Raw genomic sequence first — 14,494 nt, forward strand, 5'->3', positions numbered from 1 at the left:
CACTGCATGCTGTTTTTAACGCGGATATAGTACAGATGAAGGGGGGAATAGGCGAATTGAAGAGGTGACAAGTACACCAGATACCCTGCCTCTCAGGGACAAGGTGGGTAACAAGATACTTTTAGCATGGCCTACCAGTAATGCCTACCGAAAGGCAATCGGTATAGATAATTTTTAATTTCAAGTGTGCCAAATACGAGAAAGATAGCTAGTGAAATAACAGTAGGAAACGAAAAAAATAGCTGTTTACCGTGCCAATACAATAACCTACTTACTGTAAAAGTTAACCTATGCACTTAAATATTCATACAAACTTCAACCCCCCAAAAATAACGAACCGCTTCCCCCAAACCTACTTAACTAACCATTATTAAACTTTAGAGGACGGAAGCTCAACATACCTGGAATTATGGTACCAAATCTAATACACACCTTTAAAGCAAATAATATTTACTTGGTTAAAATCGTACTGTAAGCTCCCCGTAAATTATCGGAAGATTTTAACCAAGGAGGGATAAACTCAATTCAGAGATATCACTTAGGTGAATCACTACTTGAGGAAACTGGAATTTTTTACGACTTACTTCACACATCAAAATTTAAGCCTCAATCTCTTGAGACATCTTTTTTTCGTGTGACACTAGACACACTAATTAGGCAGGCCAGTAGTATTCTATTTAGACTGCCTTTATCACCTAGTAAAAACTCGATTATTAAGCAGTAGATTTATATGCTCCCTAAATACGCCTTAGCAACAGCAGCCATTTCCGCAGCCTTTATTGCCTTTGAAGCGCAAGCAAAAACTTTCAAATACGAAATCCAAGACATCAATTCATCTAATGCCAGCTTACAATACCCGGGCCTCGACTTAAATGGAGCCAACTCTGCAACCTTAACGGTTGATCAAGCAAATTCTTCATCCCCAGCTGTAATAACTTCACTAGATGTGAATTTTCCTTATGCATCCAAGCTATCTGTAAGGAACTTTAACTCTTTTGGCGGCTTCCATCAGGCCACTGTTGGTAACACTTGGGTATACCGCCAACTCAACATCGAAATACATGGGCTAGATATTCAAAATTCGAATGATCAAATGATCAATATTGACGGCTTTGTATCTGAAGCTGACAGCTTTATCGGTGTAGAGCAACCAGGAAACCAAGGGCAGCCGTTATTTCATGTGGGAGGCCGCCTGGTTGATGTAACCCCAAGCAAAGTAACCGATGTCAAAACGCTTACCATCGATGGAAGCAGACTCAGACTATCACTAAACAGCAAAATAACTTCAAACTCTAACAGCGGGCATGATAATGCAGTTGTTATTGATTCATTATGGTTTGGAAACGGGGAAGCAAAATTGTATATCCCGATCTCCATGTCCAGTAATGAAGCCAAATTTGCAGAGCCATACAAACTAAATATATCAACCCATTCTGGCCCCGAAGGGGATGAACACTCCATTCATGTCTTAGCAAGAGATGAGCATGGCAATGAATTACCCACTGCAGAATTTCCGCTGCAACACCTGCTCGAAGAAGCTTATCGCAATCACCAATAAATTTAGTAAAACCCTACGGCTCTAAAAAGTGGGGAAAAGTGGCTTTGCTGGATTTATCTTACAGTATTTCTGCAAAGTCACTTCCACATTTACACCCCTTACCCAAAATGGAGGAACAAAAAATAAACAGATCTATGGTACCTCTCAATACCCATTATCCTTGTCTGAAGAGGTAAAATCACAACAAAGCTCACCGGTACCTTCATCTGCAGCAATGAATTGCCACGAATGAAAAATTTATTTAAGCGCTATTCAATTTCCGAGCCATCCGGCAATGTATCCCAGTATTAATGGCCTTTGATAGAACTTTTAGTAGCTAAACCAGCGCATTCACCTCAACCTTAATCCCCACCGGATCAAAAAACACCAGCTGCCTGAGGTTACGGCCAGGTACATCCATCTGCTCGCAGGCAATACCCATTGAATCCAATTGTTCTTTTATCGGCTGAAGATCATCCGTATGGAAAGCTACATGATCTAAGTAGGGCTTAGCAGGTTGCTTTTCAGAAACCTCGCCTTCCATCAGGTGAACGATTGGTTTGCCGTTGCCGTAGAGCCAAAAACCATTGTTCTTAAAATTCGGTCGCTCGCCTTCGATGAGACCAAGGACTTTTATATAGAAATCTCGCACGCGCAGTAGTTGATCTTGAGGTGCGGTGATATTGAAGTGATCCAGTTGCATAACGCTTCCCTGTGTTATTGGCTTTATAAGGTATAGGCGAAGAACATCCTGCTTCTTGGGTCGTATGAAAAAATATGAAGCCGATTACGGGCCCACAGTGATGCATTCACAGCTTGCCCTAAGAGTGGAGGCTCTTTGCTTCTCCCCCGTAATATCTGGCTCAGTATTGTGAGCTAAGCCCGGCAAAATATTCTGCCGGGCCCGTGATAGGGCTACACAACGCCGCTTCGGCGCAGTTGGTTAATTTGCTCCCCATCTTTCCCCAGTAACTCGCGCAGGACTTCTTCAGTGTGCTCCCCCAATACCGGTGGGGCCTGTTGGTAGACGAGGGCGGATTCGGAGAAGAGTACCGGGTTGCGTACGGTTTTAACTTTGCCGGCTTGTGGGTGATCCTGCTCTACCACCATGCCTCGCGCTTGCACCTGTGGATCGGCAAAAACCTCTTCGAGGGTATTGATTGGTCCACAGGGGACATGGGCTTCGCTGAGTTTTTCTAGCCACCAGGCGGAGTTCTGCTGACGGGTAGCGTTTTCAATTTGAGGAATCAGCTCTTCGCGAGCCATTACCCGTGAGGAATTGCTGACATAAGCAGGATTGTCTGCAAGCTGTTCTATACCCGCGATCTTACAGAAACGCTTGAACTGGTCATCATTACCCACGGCCAACATAAAATAGCCGTCTTGTGAGGGCACAGCCTGGTAAGGCACGATATTGGGGTGGCCTGTGCCCTGGCGTTCAGGGCTTTTGCCAGAGGTGAGGTAGTTCTGGGCCTGGTTGGCAAGCCAGGACACCTGGGTATCCAGCAGTGCCAGATCGATATGCTGCCCCACTCCCGTCTGCTGGCGATGCACTACGGCGGCAAGCACTGAGGAAACCGCATACATGCCCGTCATCAGGTCGGCAACGGCCACCCCCACTTTTTGTGGGCCGGCACCTGGCTGCCCCTCGGGCACACCAGTGATGCTCATCAACCCACCCATACCCTGGATCATGGCATCGTAGCCGGCACGGTTTTTATAGGGGCCGGTTTGACCGAAGCCGGTAATAGAGCAATAAATAACTCCGGGATTGATGGCCTTGATGGAATCATAATCCAGGTCGTATTTTTTCAGGCCACCTACCTTGTAGTTTTCCAGAAGAATATCGCAGCGGGCAGCCATCTGTTTGATCAGGTCCTGGCCGGCTTCGGTGGTGATATCGATGGTGACCGATTTCTTGCCGCGGTTGGCACTCAGGTAATAGGCGGCATCGGCGGTGTCATTACCCTCGGCGTCTTTGAGGTAGGGAGGGCCCCAGTGGCGGGTATCATCGCCCCGCTCAGGGCGCTCCACTTTGATCACCTCGGCGCCAAAATCGGCGAAAACCTGTCCGGCCCAGGGGCCTGCGAGAATACGACTGAGATCGAGTACCTTGAGATGCGCGAGCGGTCCTGCCATAACTTCCTCGTTTCGCTAATACGGGGTGCATCCCCGATAAATTTTTGCGGCAGACTAACAGATATTGCCTGGAGACGCCCAGCTTGGAAGACCAGCGAATAGGCCTTAAACTGCGTTAGCAATAAAAATAAGGAGGCATAGCATGGCCGCTATAGAAGCCCAAAAATTTGAATCATTCCGTGACTTTTATCCTTTCTATCTGCAAGAACACAGCAACCTCACCTGTCGACGACTGCACTTTATTGGTACCAGCCTGGTGTTTGCTACTGTGATCGCCGCGATCAGCACAGGCAATATGTTATGGTTTGCCGCTACGCCTCTCGCTGGTTATGGTTTTGCCTGGATCGGGCATTTCTTTTTTGAGAACAATCGCCCGGCCACTTTTAAGTACCCCTTTTATAGCTTTATCGGGGACTTTGTGATGTTTAAGGATATGCTACTGGGCCGCATTGAGCGCTGAGTCAGTCTATTTTTTATGCGCCGACAAGCCGTATTTTCGCAGCTTGTTGGCCACTGCAGTATGGGAAATACCCAGCTCCTTGGCCAGCTCCCTGGTGGAGGATCTTCCCACCAGCAATTCACTGAGCAATGATCGCTCCAGCTGCTCCATCATCTCCTTGTAGCTCAACCCCCTGCCCCATTCTCGCCAGGGTAAGCTCGTCCGCACGGTTAAATCCGGAAGATCCTCAATCGCGATAGTGCAGACTCCTCGGCGTTTGCAACCGCCCGCAGCAGCGGTCAGGTAGTCTCGCAAACCATTAAAGTTATGCGGCCAGTCGTGCCTTCGAATCAGGTCGAGCACCCCCGCTTCCAAAGTGGGAACTTCTTTACCGTGAAACTCCTGTCGCAAGAGTGTTTCAGCAAAACGTGGCAGCGCCGGGCGCATATTGCGCAGGGGCGGTAACATTAAGGAGAGCGCACTAAAGCGCTGGGCTAGGGCCGGCACCAATGATTGGGGCTCGATGCAGGTGGCTACCAAGCGAATTGAAGGGGGCAGACTGCGCAAGCGGCGGGCAAGAGTCAGCTGGGCTTCATCGTCCAACTGGTGCAGATCTTCAAGAATCAGGGTTCCGGTTGAACGCAAATGCCTGGGGAATTCCATTCTGCCGTCTTGAGGCACAAAGCGGTGGCAGTCCGCACGAGCGGCTGCGGGAGATAAATAATGTACCGCACAGGCAAAGGTCGTTTTGCCCGTTCCCGCCTCGCCATAAACAAGCAATGGAGAATCCAACTCAGAAAGATCCTGCAGTTGCAGGCAACTTTCGCGGCGCAAATCAAAATCCCATAGAGCCACCGGGCGCGGGAGACCCGCAGCAAACTCACTTTTCTCTGATGGCTGCATTCGCAGCACGGCACCGGCCAAAGAGTCCACATCGCCGGTGTTATCCAGGGCGATGGGTGACCAGTCCACACGAAAATTTTGCCCTCGCACCACAACTGGAAGCCCAAAACGCGGCACCGCAAAATCTCTCAGTAACTCGGCCACTTGCATCAGGGGCAGGAAACGCTGTAACTGCAACCCCGGTACCCGGTCCAGACTGACCCCAAAGGCGCGCGCGGCGGCGACATTAGCGGCAATAACCCGGCCCGCGCGGTCCACACTGAGCACCGGGTCGGTAACATGCTGCAACAGGGTGTCCAATTCAAAATATCTCCGCTCCAAAGGTAACAGGGAGATACGCCTGACCCTTTGCACACCGGGAACACGATAGAGTGACTTCTCAATAGCCTGGTACTGGGCGGTGAGCATACCCGGCGCCAACAGGTAGACTTTGTCCCCGCTGTCACCCCCCAGCTCCCCGGAGGTAACGTTAATCCGATATTCGCCGAATATCTGCATAATTTCATGCAGAATGCCGACACGATTAGCGCAGGTTATCTCGACTCTCACCGGCACACCTGTAAAGTTTTCTTTACAAAAAGTGTAAGAGGTTTGTAGCGAAGGACGCAATACTTCCCTGTTAAGACTCCCCTAATGGCGGGCCCCTGGCTAAAAATAAGGGAGACACATAACAACAAGGATTCAGCGGCAGGGCCGAAAGCCTCCGATATACCGGGGGGTTGGCGGGCCGCAGGAGACAAAACCATGAAAAAAGAAGCAGCCAAGAAGAGCACCCAGTACGTCGCCCGTGAGCCCAATGCTGAGGGCTTTATCGAGTACACAGAGCTGGAACACCAAACCTGGCAGCGCCTGATTGAGCGCCAGCTGGACGTGTTGCCCGGCCGTGCCTGTGATGAGTATATGCATGGCCTCGAGCTGCTAGACCTGCCCCGCGATCGCATCCCACAGCTTGAAGAAATCTCCTCGGTACTGCGTAAGGAAACCGGCTGGGAAGTGGCGCGAGTGCCGGCGTTAATCGGCTTTGAAACCTTTTTTGGCCTGCTCGCCGATCGCAAATTCCCGGTTGCCACCTTTATTCGCACCCCGGAGGAGTTCGATTACCTGCAGGAGCCGGATATCTTCCACGAAATTTTTGGTCACTGTGCCATGCTGACCAACCCGGCCTTCGCCAATTTTACCGAGAAATACGGCCAATTGGGCCTAAAAGCCTCCCCTAAAGAGCGCGCTTATTTGGCGAGACTCTATTGGTTCACCGTGGAGTTTGGCCTGCTCAATACCGGGGACGGCCTGCGTATTTACGGCGGCGGTATTCTTTCCTCCCCGAAGGAAACCCTCTACGCACTCAGTCATGAACCTGAGCGCTACGACTTCAGCGCCATCGACGCACTGCGTACGCCCTATCGAATTGATATCGTGCAGCCTATTTACTATGTGTTGAGCGATTTGCAGCAGCTGCAGGAGCTCACCGAAATTGACCTGATGGCCAAGGTACGTGAGGCTATCAAACTGGGCCTTTTCGAGCCCCGCTTCCCACCGAAGAACGCCGCTTAAACGTTAACTGCCGGGTGCTGCCGCAGCACCCGGCTCTCTCACCTGTCCACTTTTAAATCCCAGCCGAGCGCCCGCCCGACCCCACCCATTTGCACAAACTGCTCTCATCGACGTTGCACTTGGGGAAAATTCCACTACCGGCGCAATTCCCCTGAGCCTATCGTTACGTCAGGTGGAAAAGGAAGAGGCAAACTACCTGCCAGCCTTCCAGCCACCCAGAACATCCAACCACCGCCAGGGCAAAGCCAGTGAGGGCATGAATTTCAACGAAGGGAAACAAGGCCCTAGGTTACGGGGAGCGCTGTAGCACTATGTCCTCACTTGACGCGATTGATAGACACCTGCTCGCTATTCTGCAATCGGACGTCAGCCTTTCTATTGAGGAGCTGGCGGAGCGTGTGGGACTCACTAAAACCCCCTGCTGGCGCCGGGTGCAGAAGCTGGAAAAAAGCGGCATCATTCGCCGCAAAGTCGCCCTGCTCAATGCGGAAATTCTGGGGCTGCCGGTTTCGGTTTTCGCCCAGGTAAAAACGGATCAGCACACCCCAGAATGGGCTGAAGCCTTCTCCAAACATGTGGCACAGCTGCCGGAAGTGGTGGACTGCTACCGCATGGCCGGGGACTACGACTACTTGCTACGGGTGGTGGTGAGCGATATTTCTGCCTACGACCGCTTTTACAAGGAATTGATTAGGCACGTAGGCATTAGCGATATTATTTCGAATTTCGCCCTGGAGCAGATCAAAAGCACCACTGAACTGCCCATCCCCTCAGAGAACCCGGAGTGATAAAGGTTTAGCTGTCCGTCCATCTGTGGATAATGATGAGATCTCGCTCACTTTCAAGGATGACCTGTGGCGGACAGCTCTCTCTTCCAATCTTTCTTTCTTATTTTTAGTGGCGCCGCGATAGTCGCCACTCTGGCGCTCTTCGGCCGCCAACCCTTATTGGTTGCCTATATCGCTCTAGGCGTGCTGCTGGGGCCATCCGGGTTTGCGGTCATCGACAACCTGCGCCTGCTCTCCGATATGTCCAACGTGGGTATCATCTTCCTGCTGTTCCTGTTAGGGCTCGATATGCAGCCCCAGGCTCTGGTCTCGGTTCTGCGCAAGGCCACTTTTGTCGGCATTATCAGTTGCGCCATATTCCTGGGCATCGGATTTTCCATTGGCCAGCTGTTTGGCTTTACCACCATGGAAAGCTGGGTGATCGGCATGGCCCTGATGTTCTCCAGTACCATTATCGGCATCAAGCTGTTACCCACCACGGTGCTACACCACAAAAAGCTGGGGGAGTTGATGGTGGGGCTGTTGCTGTTTCAGGATTTTGTCGCCATCGTGTGCCTGATGATTTTGCTCAGTGACAGCAGTGGGGATATGCACCTGGGGCAAGTGGCTCTGTCTTTCGGAGCCCTGCCCTTATTAGTGGCGTTTGCCTGGGTAGTAGTGAAATACCTGCTGCTGCCGTTGTTCAGCCGCTTCGATCGCTTCCACGAATATGTGTTTTTGATGGCGCTGGGCTGGTGTATGGGTATGGCGGAATTGGCTGAGACGCTGGGACTGTCGCGGGAGATCGGCGCCTTTATCGCCGGTATCACCCTCGCCGCCAGCCGAATTTCCCAATACATAGCCCTTAATCTGAAACCCCTGCGGGATTTCTTTTTGATTTTGTTTTTCTTCAGCCTGGGCGCCCAGTTCAAACTATCGATGCTGCCGGAAATCCTGGTCCCGGCACTGGTAACCGCTGCCGTAGTATTGCTGGCTAAGCCGGTGGTATTTCGCTACCTGCTCGGTAGCCACAGCGAACTCAAGATATTGGCCTGGGATATCGGCTTTCGCCTGGGGCAAATTAGTGAATTCTCCCTGCTGATCGCCCTACTCGCCTTTAGCCAGAATCTCATCGGCAGCGAAGCCTCACACCTGATACAGGCCACAGCCATTCTGACCTTCCTGGTGTCCTCGTATATCGTGGTGATGAATTTCCCCAACCCCATCGCCACCAAGGACGAACTGCGCAGGGATTAAACCTGCGCAGGCCTGAGAAGAGATTTCACCGCAGCTTTCGCCCGCTCCAGCAAATCGGGAATATCTTTGCCAAGCATCAGGTACAGGCAAGGCACCAACAACAGCGAGATAGCCGTGGCCGCGAGGATGCCGTAGCCGAGGGAAATCGCCATCGGGATCATAAAGCGCGCCTGTACCGAGGTTTCAAAAATCATCGGCATCAGGCCACAGAAAGTGGTGACCGTGGTCAGCACAATCGGGCGGAAGCGGCGCGCCGCCGCGCGCTTGATCGCAGCCTCCAGGTCGACACCCTCGTTACGCAAGCGGTTACTGTATTCGATCATCACCAGAGTATCGTTAATAACCACCCCCGCGAGGGCCACCATGCCCAGCAGGCTGACCATGCTGAGGCCGTAACCCATACCCAGGTGGCCGAGCAATGCACCGATCACGCCGAAGGGAATGGCAATCATCACGATCAGCGGCTGTATATAACTCTTCAGCGGAATCGCCAGCAGCAGATAGAGCACCGCCATAGCCAGCATAAAAGTCATACCCAGTGAGGCGAGCCCCTCCCTTTCATCCGCCTGACGCCCTTCATAGGAAACCCCGAGACCGGGGAACTCGGCTTTTAATTGCGGCATCACACTGAGATTGAGCTCGTTGATCACCAGGGCGGCCTGATCGCTGGGTTCCACATTTGCGGTAACCGTGGTCACTCGGCGTCCCTCGCGGCGATTGATCTTGGCATAGGCGCGCCCCTGGTCGATCTCAACAAGGTCGAGGAGCGGCAGCCACTGGCCGTTGCCGGCGCGAATCATCATATTGTGTACATCGTCCATCGTCACTCGCTCACCCTCCGGCAGGCGCACCATCACCTTCACCTGGTCACGCCCGCGCTGTTGGCGCAGCGCTTCGGCACCGTAGAGAGAAGCCCGCAGTTGACGACCGATGTCCTCGGCGGAAACGCCCAGGCTTTTGGCGGTTTCTGTGAGGGTTAAATCGAGCTGGGTTTTGCCGAGCGAAATACCCGCGTCGATATCGCTCACATTGGGGAATTTCTCCAACTCACTGGCCAGGCGCAACGCGGCCTGCTCCAGTGTGTCCGTATCGGTATGACGCAGCTCCACCGTCAAGGAGGAACCGGCGCCGGGCCCGCCGCGATCAGACGCCGTAATAGCACTGAGAGAACCGGCTATAGGCCCAACCTCTTTTCGCCACTCACGCACAAACTCTCCGGTGGAAAAGCTGCGCTGATCCGCCGCAACAAAATAGGCATCCACCTGAATTGCATCGTCCCCAATCATCCCTCGACTGCCGAGGAAAACCCGATCGCGGTCGTATTGTTCGAGCACTCTATCGGCCGCATCAATAATCTGCGCCCTGGCTTTCTCCAACTGTTGTTGAGGAGTACCGGTGGGGAAAGTCACCGCAAAACGGCCTGAATCCCGCTCCACTCGCGGCATCAGGGTAAAGCCCATGCGCCCACTGGCCGCATAGCCCCCCATCACCAGCAAAACAGCAATGGCGACGGCAATCGTGCTGTAGCGGTGCGCCACACAGAAATCCAAAAAGGGCCGGAAGCGTCGTTGTACGAAGCGGTCCAGGCCACGTGCCAACAATTTTTGCCGGGCGGCAAATTGGCGGGCCCGTCGGCTCTTGTAACCCCGGCGGGAATGAGCCAGGTGCGCCGGTAAAATAAACAGCGCCTCGACCCAGGAAATAATAAATACCGAACCCACTACAAAAGGAATAACACCGAAGATCTTACCCATAAAGCCGGGCAATTCCATCAGGGGAATAAAGGCGACGATATTGGTGAGGATGGCAAAGGTGAGCGGCACCGCCACTTGGCGCGCACCGGCAATAGCGGCCTCTAAATTGCTATAACCCTTCTGGCGCCACTCATGAATATTTTCCCCGGCGATAATCGCATCATCCACCACTATGCCCAGGGCGATGATAAAGGCGAACATGCTCACCATGCTGATAGAGATATCCAACCCGGGCAGGAACAGCAGCGAACCCAGAAAACTGGTGGGAATTCCCAGAGTCACCCAAAATGCCAGGCGCAATTCCAGGAAGGCGCCAAGCACCACAAACACCAGCAGCAGGCCGATAAATCCGTTTTTCAACAACAGAGAGAGACGCTCTTTAAATATTTCCGAGTCGTCATCTCGAATTGTGAGGGTCACCCCCGGTGGCAGGCTGGTTCTAACTTCATCGATTACTTCCCGCGCCGCCTCACTGACACTCATGGGCGTCTGCTCGCCCACGCGATAAATTTTAATGCTGACGGCGGGCTCCCCGTTAAACACCATATTGCGCGCCTCGTCTTCGAGGGCATCGCTGATATTGGCGATATCACGCAGATAGACCGGGCCACCGCCACTGCCGCGGGTTACCACCACACTGCCAAACTCGCGCGCCCAATCACGCCGCTCGGTAACCCGCACCAGGATTTCACCAGCATTGGATTTAACACTGCCGGAGGGAATATCCACCGCCGCATTTTTTACCACCTGGGCCACTTCCGACAGGGTAAGACCATAACGCCGCAAATCATCGCGGCGTATCTCAACGGCCACCTCCAGATCGCGAACCCCCTGGGCCTCCAGCTGGGTGATACCGCTGTGCGCCTCCAGCTTGTCGTAAACCTGCATGGCCAGGGCGCGCAAACTGCGATCGTCCAGATTACCGTGCAGAACAAGATCCAGTACATCGCGCTTGCGCTCGGCCAGACTTACCTGCGGACGTTCGATATCACCGGGGAAGGTGGTCACCGAATCGATGGCTTGCTGAATGTTTTGAAAGACCAGATTGGCATCCGCATCGCCCTCCAACTCCAGAATCAGGGAAGCGCTGCCCTCATTGGCCGCACCACGCATTTCCTTGATTCCCACAATGCCCTGAACCGCCTGCTCGGCAGCCACCAGCACGCCGCGCTCCACCTCTTCCGGACTGGCGCCGGGGTAAGAGATGGAAACGGTCACCATATCCAAGCTGAATTCCGGAAAGACCTCTTTCTTCACCACCAGGGAAAAAATGAGTCCGCCCACAATCAGGACCAGCATCAACAGGTTGGCGGTTACATGGTTGCGCGCCATCCAGGCGATGGCACCTCTGCGGGTATCTATGTCCGCATCAGCTCTTTTGCGTTCAGTCATTGGCACCCCCAGCGTCCTGGGGCCGGAGTCCAGGCATTGCACCCTCATTTGCTGAGGCGGCTGCATCGGCGGGCAAGCTTTTACCCGGGCGGGGCCCTCCGGCAATCCTTACCGGCATGCCTTCGGTGACGGTGATCAGGCGGGTCGTTACCAAGGTTTCCCCACCGCTAAGGCCCCTGTCGAGCACGGCGAAGTCGCCGCTGGTATAAGCGACTTCAACAGGCTGGATACTGGTGCGGTTGTCACGTACTACCCAGACTTGGTTGTCATCTTGTAAGGCGGTGAGCGGAATCCGCACCAGCGCCTCTTTACCCTGGGAGATGATTTCCACCCGCGCCAAGTCGTTGAGCAAAAGCTGTGGTTGGGAAGGGTCCATCACGGAGAGAGGGTCATCCAGCTCGACCAGCACCCGTGCCAGGCGCCCCTGCTCCTCCAATACCGGTATCACCCGCACAAACTCACCCTGGCGGTAACTACCGGCGGGCCACTGGCTGCCGTATATGCGCACTTCCACGTCAGCGCTGTTTAACCGATGTAACTGGCTAGCGGGAACCTCTACGGCTATCTGGAAGCGGCTGGCGCTGGCCAAACTGTAGAGATTGACGCCGGGGGAGACGCGATCCCCCACATCCACATTGCGCGCCACTACGAGAGCATCAAAGGGGGCTCGCACTTCTGTAAGGCGCAGATTGCGCTGTGCCAAAGCCACCTCAGCTTCTGCCGACTGCACCGCGGCCTCGGCCGCTGCTTTCTGGGGTTCACGCAACACCAGTGCACGATCGGCATCGCCCAGGGCAGTACCGAGCAGTTCATATTCTTCCCGGGCCACCTGCTGTTGGCCCAACTCCTGCTGCAATTCCGCACGGCGCCCAGCCAGGGTGCTCTGGGCAGACTTCAGAGCCAATTGGTAGGGTTCGGCATCAATGCGTAACAACACCTTGCCCTTGGGCAAAACTGCACCGGGCCCCAGGTCGTAGTCGAGCCACTCCACCTGCCCATCGACCAGGGGCTCTACCTCCGCTAATTCACGCGCAGTCACTTTCCCCAGGGCACTCAGGGTAATGGGGAAATTTCCCTGTTCCGCCACGGCCACATCCACGGCCGGCGGGGGCACCTTGCGCTCTCCACGGGAGACTGTGGGTTTTTCCCGCAGCATCCAGGCGGCAATCACAACGGCCAAAGCCAACAGGGCTACTGGTATGAGCAAGCGCGGATTGAACTTCTTCAACATCAACTATTTCCCTCCAGGTACAGCTCCAGGTCTGCGGGCTCAGGTGCAGGCAGATCTTCCAGGGGCAGCCCCCCGGAAAGTGCACGATATAAAGTGACTCGGTTCTGCAGCAACTGACGCTCGGCGGACAACACCTCACGAGCCAAGCTCTGCTGTTCGGTGGTGGCCGTCAGCAGATTGAGAAAATCGACGGCACCGCGGGTATAGGCCCGGTTGCGCCGCTGGACGATCAAGTCGGACAAACGCTCCCGCTCACGCAGGTGTTGAAGCTCCAGGCTTAAAGCGCGCTCACGGATCAGGGCCTGCTCAACTTCTGACAGCGCCTGATTCACCGTTTCGCGATACAGCGCCCAGCGCTCCTGCAGGGCCGCATCCTGCTGTTGCCGTGCCGAACTGAGCGCACCGCCATCGAAGATCACCCCTTCCAGGGAAGTGGCGATAGCGAGCAGCCAATTCTCGGTAATATCGCTGATCAAACTGGTACCGTTACTCGCCACTGCAGAGAGACTCAGTACCGGCAAGCGATCCGCCCAAGCTTGATCGGCCAAGTGGTAGTCCTGCACCAGCTTGCGCTGGACTTCCCGCACATCTGGGCGCCGCAGCAACAGTTGTGAGGGAATGCCGGTATCAGGCAGGGCTGGCAGAATGGGTAGACTCGCAACTTTGTGAATGTATCCATCCAGCTGGCCTGGGTTGATGCCCAGCAAAGTCGCCAGTTGCACCTCGAGAATCTCAATGTCTGCACCGGCTTGCTCCAACTCCTGTTCAGAGCGCTGTACCAGCTGGCGTTGCTGCAGCACATCGGCAGCAACGCTGACACCGCGAGCAAAGCGCGACTCCAGTACCTGCAGAGATTTGCGGTTGGTTTCCAGCTGCTCCTGCAGCAAGTCGCGCTGGCCCCACTGTTCACGCAACTGCAACCAGGTTGAGGATACCTCCGCGGCGAGACTCAGGGAGGCAGTTTGCAGATTCTGTTGTTGGGCCTGAAGTCCCGCCTCGGCCGCACTGGCTCCGGCACGCACGCGCCCCCAGAGATCCAGTTCATAACTGGCGGCAATCCGAGTGCTCCAGCTATTGCCCTCGTTGGAAGGGTCGGTAAATTCCCCGGAGGAGTAACGCTGCTCGGTATTTTCAATCTGGGCCGTCAATCTAGGCCACAGACCCGAGCGCGCCCCGCGGGCTACTGCTGAGGCCTGGCGCAAACGCCAGTAACTGGCCTGTAGATCCGGATTGTCCTGCAGGGCCAGCTCAACCAGCTGGTCGAGCTGGGGGTCTTCAAACCCACGCCACCAGCGGATATCGGCTGCCACTGCGCCCGAGTCACTAAATGCCTGCGGCAGGGACAAAATATCCTGCGGCTCGGCAGTCTCGATCGGCTGAGAGGAACAGCTGGCCAGCAGTGGAACACAAATTGCCAAAACACGGTAAAAGCCCAAGGAAAATCACCGGAAAAGTATTTAAAAACAGGAAAAACAGAGAATTATTGCGCCCATTATCTTCCGACAAAAATAGCTCGCAAGGCGT

11 protein-coding genes are annotated in these 14,494 nt (G+C 54.2%); 5 read left to right on the forward strand and 6 right to left on the reverse strand.

All coding sequences use genetic code 11. From position 1 onward, the window contains the following. Positions 1 to 730: 730 nt before the first annotated feature. Positions 731 to 1,558, forward strand: coding sequence for a hypothetical protein (locus tag ACJJID_RS08225; RefSeq protein WP_444922288.1), 828 nt, complete (start codon positions 731 to 733; stop codon positions 1,556 to 1,558). Positions 1,559 to 1,874: 316 nt separating this feature from the next. Here the strand turns inward: ACJJID_RS08225 and ACJJID_RS08230 are convergent, their stop codons facing one another. Together ACJJID_RS08230 and ACJJID_RS08235 are read right to left on the reverse strand one after the other, a co-directional pair. Next, positions 1,875 to 2,240, reverse strand: a complete 366-nt coding sequence (locus tag ACJJID_RS08230) for a VOC family protein (protein ID WP_444922289.1) — start codon at positions 2,238 to 2,240, stop codon at positions 1,875 to 1,877. A 212-nt stretch (positions 2,241 to 2,452) separates the two neighbouring features. Further along, positions 2,453 to 3,676: a CaiB/BaiF CoA transferase family protein gene (locus tag ACJJID_RS08235; RefSeq protein ID WP_444922290.1), complete on the reverse strand. Its 1,224-nt coding sequence runs from the start codon at positions 3,674 to 3,676 to the stop codon at positions 2,453 to 2,455. 142 nt (positions 3,677 to 3,818) lie between these two features. Between ACJJID_RS08235 and ACJJID_RS08240 the strand changes: the two genes are divergently transcribed. Beyond that, positions 3,819 to 4,136: a DUF962 domain-containing protein gene (locus ACJJID_RS08240; protein WP_226648707.1), complete on the forward strand. Its 318-nt coding sequence runs from the start codon at positions 3,819 to 3,821 to the stop codon at positions 4,134 to 4,136. A 6-nt stretch (positions 4,137 to 4,142) separates the two neighbouring features. Here the strand turns inward: ACJJID_RS08240 and ACJJID_RS08245 are convergent, their stop codons facing one another. Beyond that, the gene (locus ACJJID_RS08245; protein WP_444922291.1) at positions 4,143 to 5,567 is read right to left on the reverse strand and encodes a TyrR/PhhR family helix-turn-helix DNA-binding protein; all 1,425 of its coding nucleotides are present in this window, start codon (positions 5,565 to 5,567) and stop codon (positions 4,143 to 4,145) included. 84 nt (positions 5,568 to 5,651) lie between these two features. Between ACJJID_RS08245 and phhA the strand changes: the two genes are divergently transcribed. The 3 genes from phhA (at position 5,652) to ACJJID_RS08260 (ending at position 8,593) form a co-directional block, all read left to right on the forward strand. Further along, complete coding sequence (phhA, locus tag ACJJID_RS08250; protein ID WP_444922292.1) at positions 5,652 to 6,569, forward strand: phenylalanine 4-monooxygenase; 918 nt, start codon at positions 5,652 to 5,654, stop codon at positions 6,567 to 6,569. A 311-nt stretch (positions 6,570 to 6,880) separates the two neighbouring features. Further along, a complete protein-coding gene (locus tag ACJJID_RS08255) occupies positions 6,881 to 7,357 on the forward strand; it encodes an Lrp/AsnC family transcriptional regulator (protein WP_444922293.1) in 477 nt (158 codons plus the stop codon). 66 nt (positions 7,358 to 7,423) lie between these two features. Then, positions 7,424 to 8,593: a cation:proton antiporter gene (locus ACJJID_RS08260; RefSeq protein WP_444922294.1), complete on the forward strand. Its 1,170-nt coding sequence runs from the start codon at positions 7,424 to 7,426 to the stop codon at positions 8,591 to 8,593. Here ACJJID_RS08260 and ACJJID_RS08265 read toward each other — a convergent pair. From ACJJID_RS08265 to ACJJID_RS08275, 3 genes are read right to left on the reverse strand one after another with little or no spacing between them, the layout of a single operon-like run. After that, the gene (locus tag ACJJID_RS08265; RefSeq protein WP_444922295.1) at positions 8,590 to 11,739 is read right to left on the reverse strand and encodes an efflux RND transporter permease subunit; all 3,150 of its coding nucleotides are present in this window, start codon (positions 11,737 to 11,739) and stop codon (positions 8,590 to 8,592) included. The two genes, ACJJID_RS08260 and ACJJID_RS08265, sit on opposite strands and share 4 nt — an antisense overlap. Beyond that, positions 11,732 to 12,970, reverse strand: a complete 1,239-nt coding sequence (locus ACJJID_RS08270) for an efflux RND transporter periplasmic adaptor subunit (protein ID WP_444922296.1) — start codon at positions 12,968 to 12,970, stop codon at positions 11,732 to 11,734. Before ACJJID_RS08270 ends, ACJJID_RS08265 begins: the two co-directional genes overlap by 8 nt. Beyond that, a complete protein-coding gene (locus ACJJID_RS08275; protein ID WP_444922297.1) occupies positions 12,970 to 14,406 on the reverse strand; it encodes an efflux transporter outer membrane subunit in 1,437 nt (478 codons plus the stop codon). Before ACJJID_RS08275 ends, ACJJID_RS08270 begins: the two co-directional genes overlap by 1 nt. Between the last annotated feature and the right edge of the window lie 88 nt (positions 14,407 to 14,494).

The sequence above is a fragment of the Microbulbifer sp. CnH-101-G genome (assembly GCF_052466775.1).

What these genes read in the sequence shown, in the direction of transcription:
- ACJJID_RS08270 (WP_444922296.1), bottom strand. Translation starts at nt 12,970, where the DNA reads ATGTTGAAGAAGTTCAATCCGCGCTTGCTCATACCAGTAGCCCTGTTG.
- ACJJID_RS08240 (WP_226648707.1), top strand. Translation starts at nt 3,819, where the DNA reads ATGGCCGCTATAGAAGCCCAAAAATTTGAATCATTCCGTGACTTTTAT.
- ACJJID_RS08265 (WP_444922295.1), bottom strand. Translation starts at nt 11,739, where the DNA reads ATGACTGAACGCAAAAGAGCTGATGCGGACATAGATACCCGCAGAGGT.
- ACJJID_RS08225 (WP_444922288.1), top strand. Translation starts at nt 731, where the DNA reads ATGCTCCCTAAATACGCCTTAGCAACAGCAGCCATTTCCGCAGCCTTT.
- phhA (WP_444922292.1), top strand. Translation starts at nt 5,652, where the DNA reads ATGGCGGGCCCCTGGCTAAAAATAAGGGAGACACATAACAACAAGGAT.
- ACJJID_RS08230 (WP_444922289.1), bottom strand. Translation starts at nt 2,240, where the DNA reads ATGCAACTGGATCACTTCAATATCACCGCACCTCAAGATCAACTACTG.
- ACJJID_RS08235 (WP_444922290.1), bottom strand. Translation starts at nt 3,676, where the DNA reads ATGGCAGGACCGCTCGCGCATCTCAAGGTACTCGATCTCAGTCGTATT.
- ACJJID_RS08255 (WP_444922293.1), top strand. Translation starts at nt 6,881, where the DNA reads ATGTCCTCACTTGACGCGATTGATAGACACCTGCTCGCTATTCTGCAA.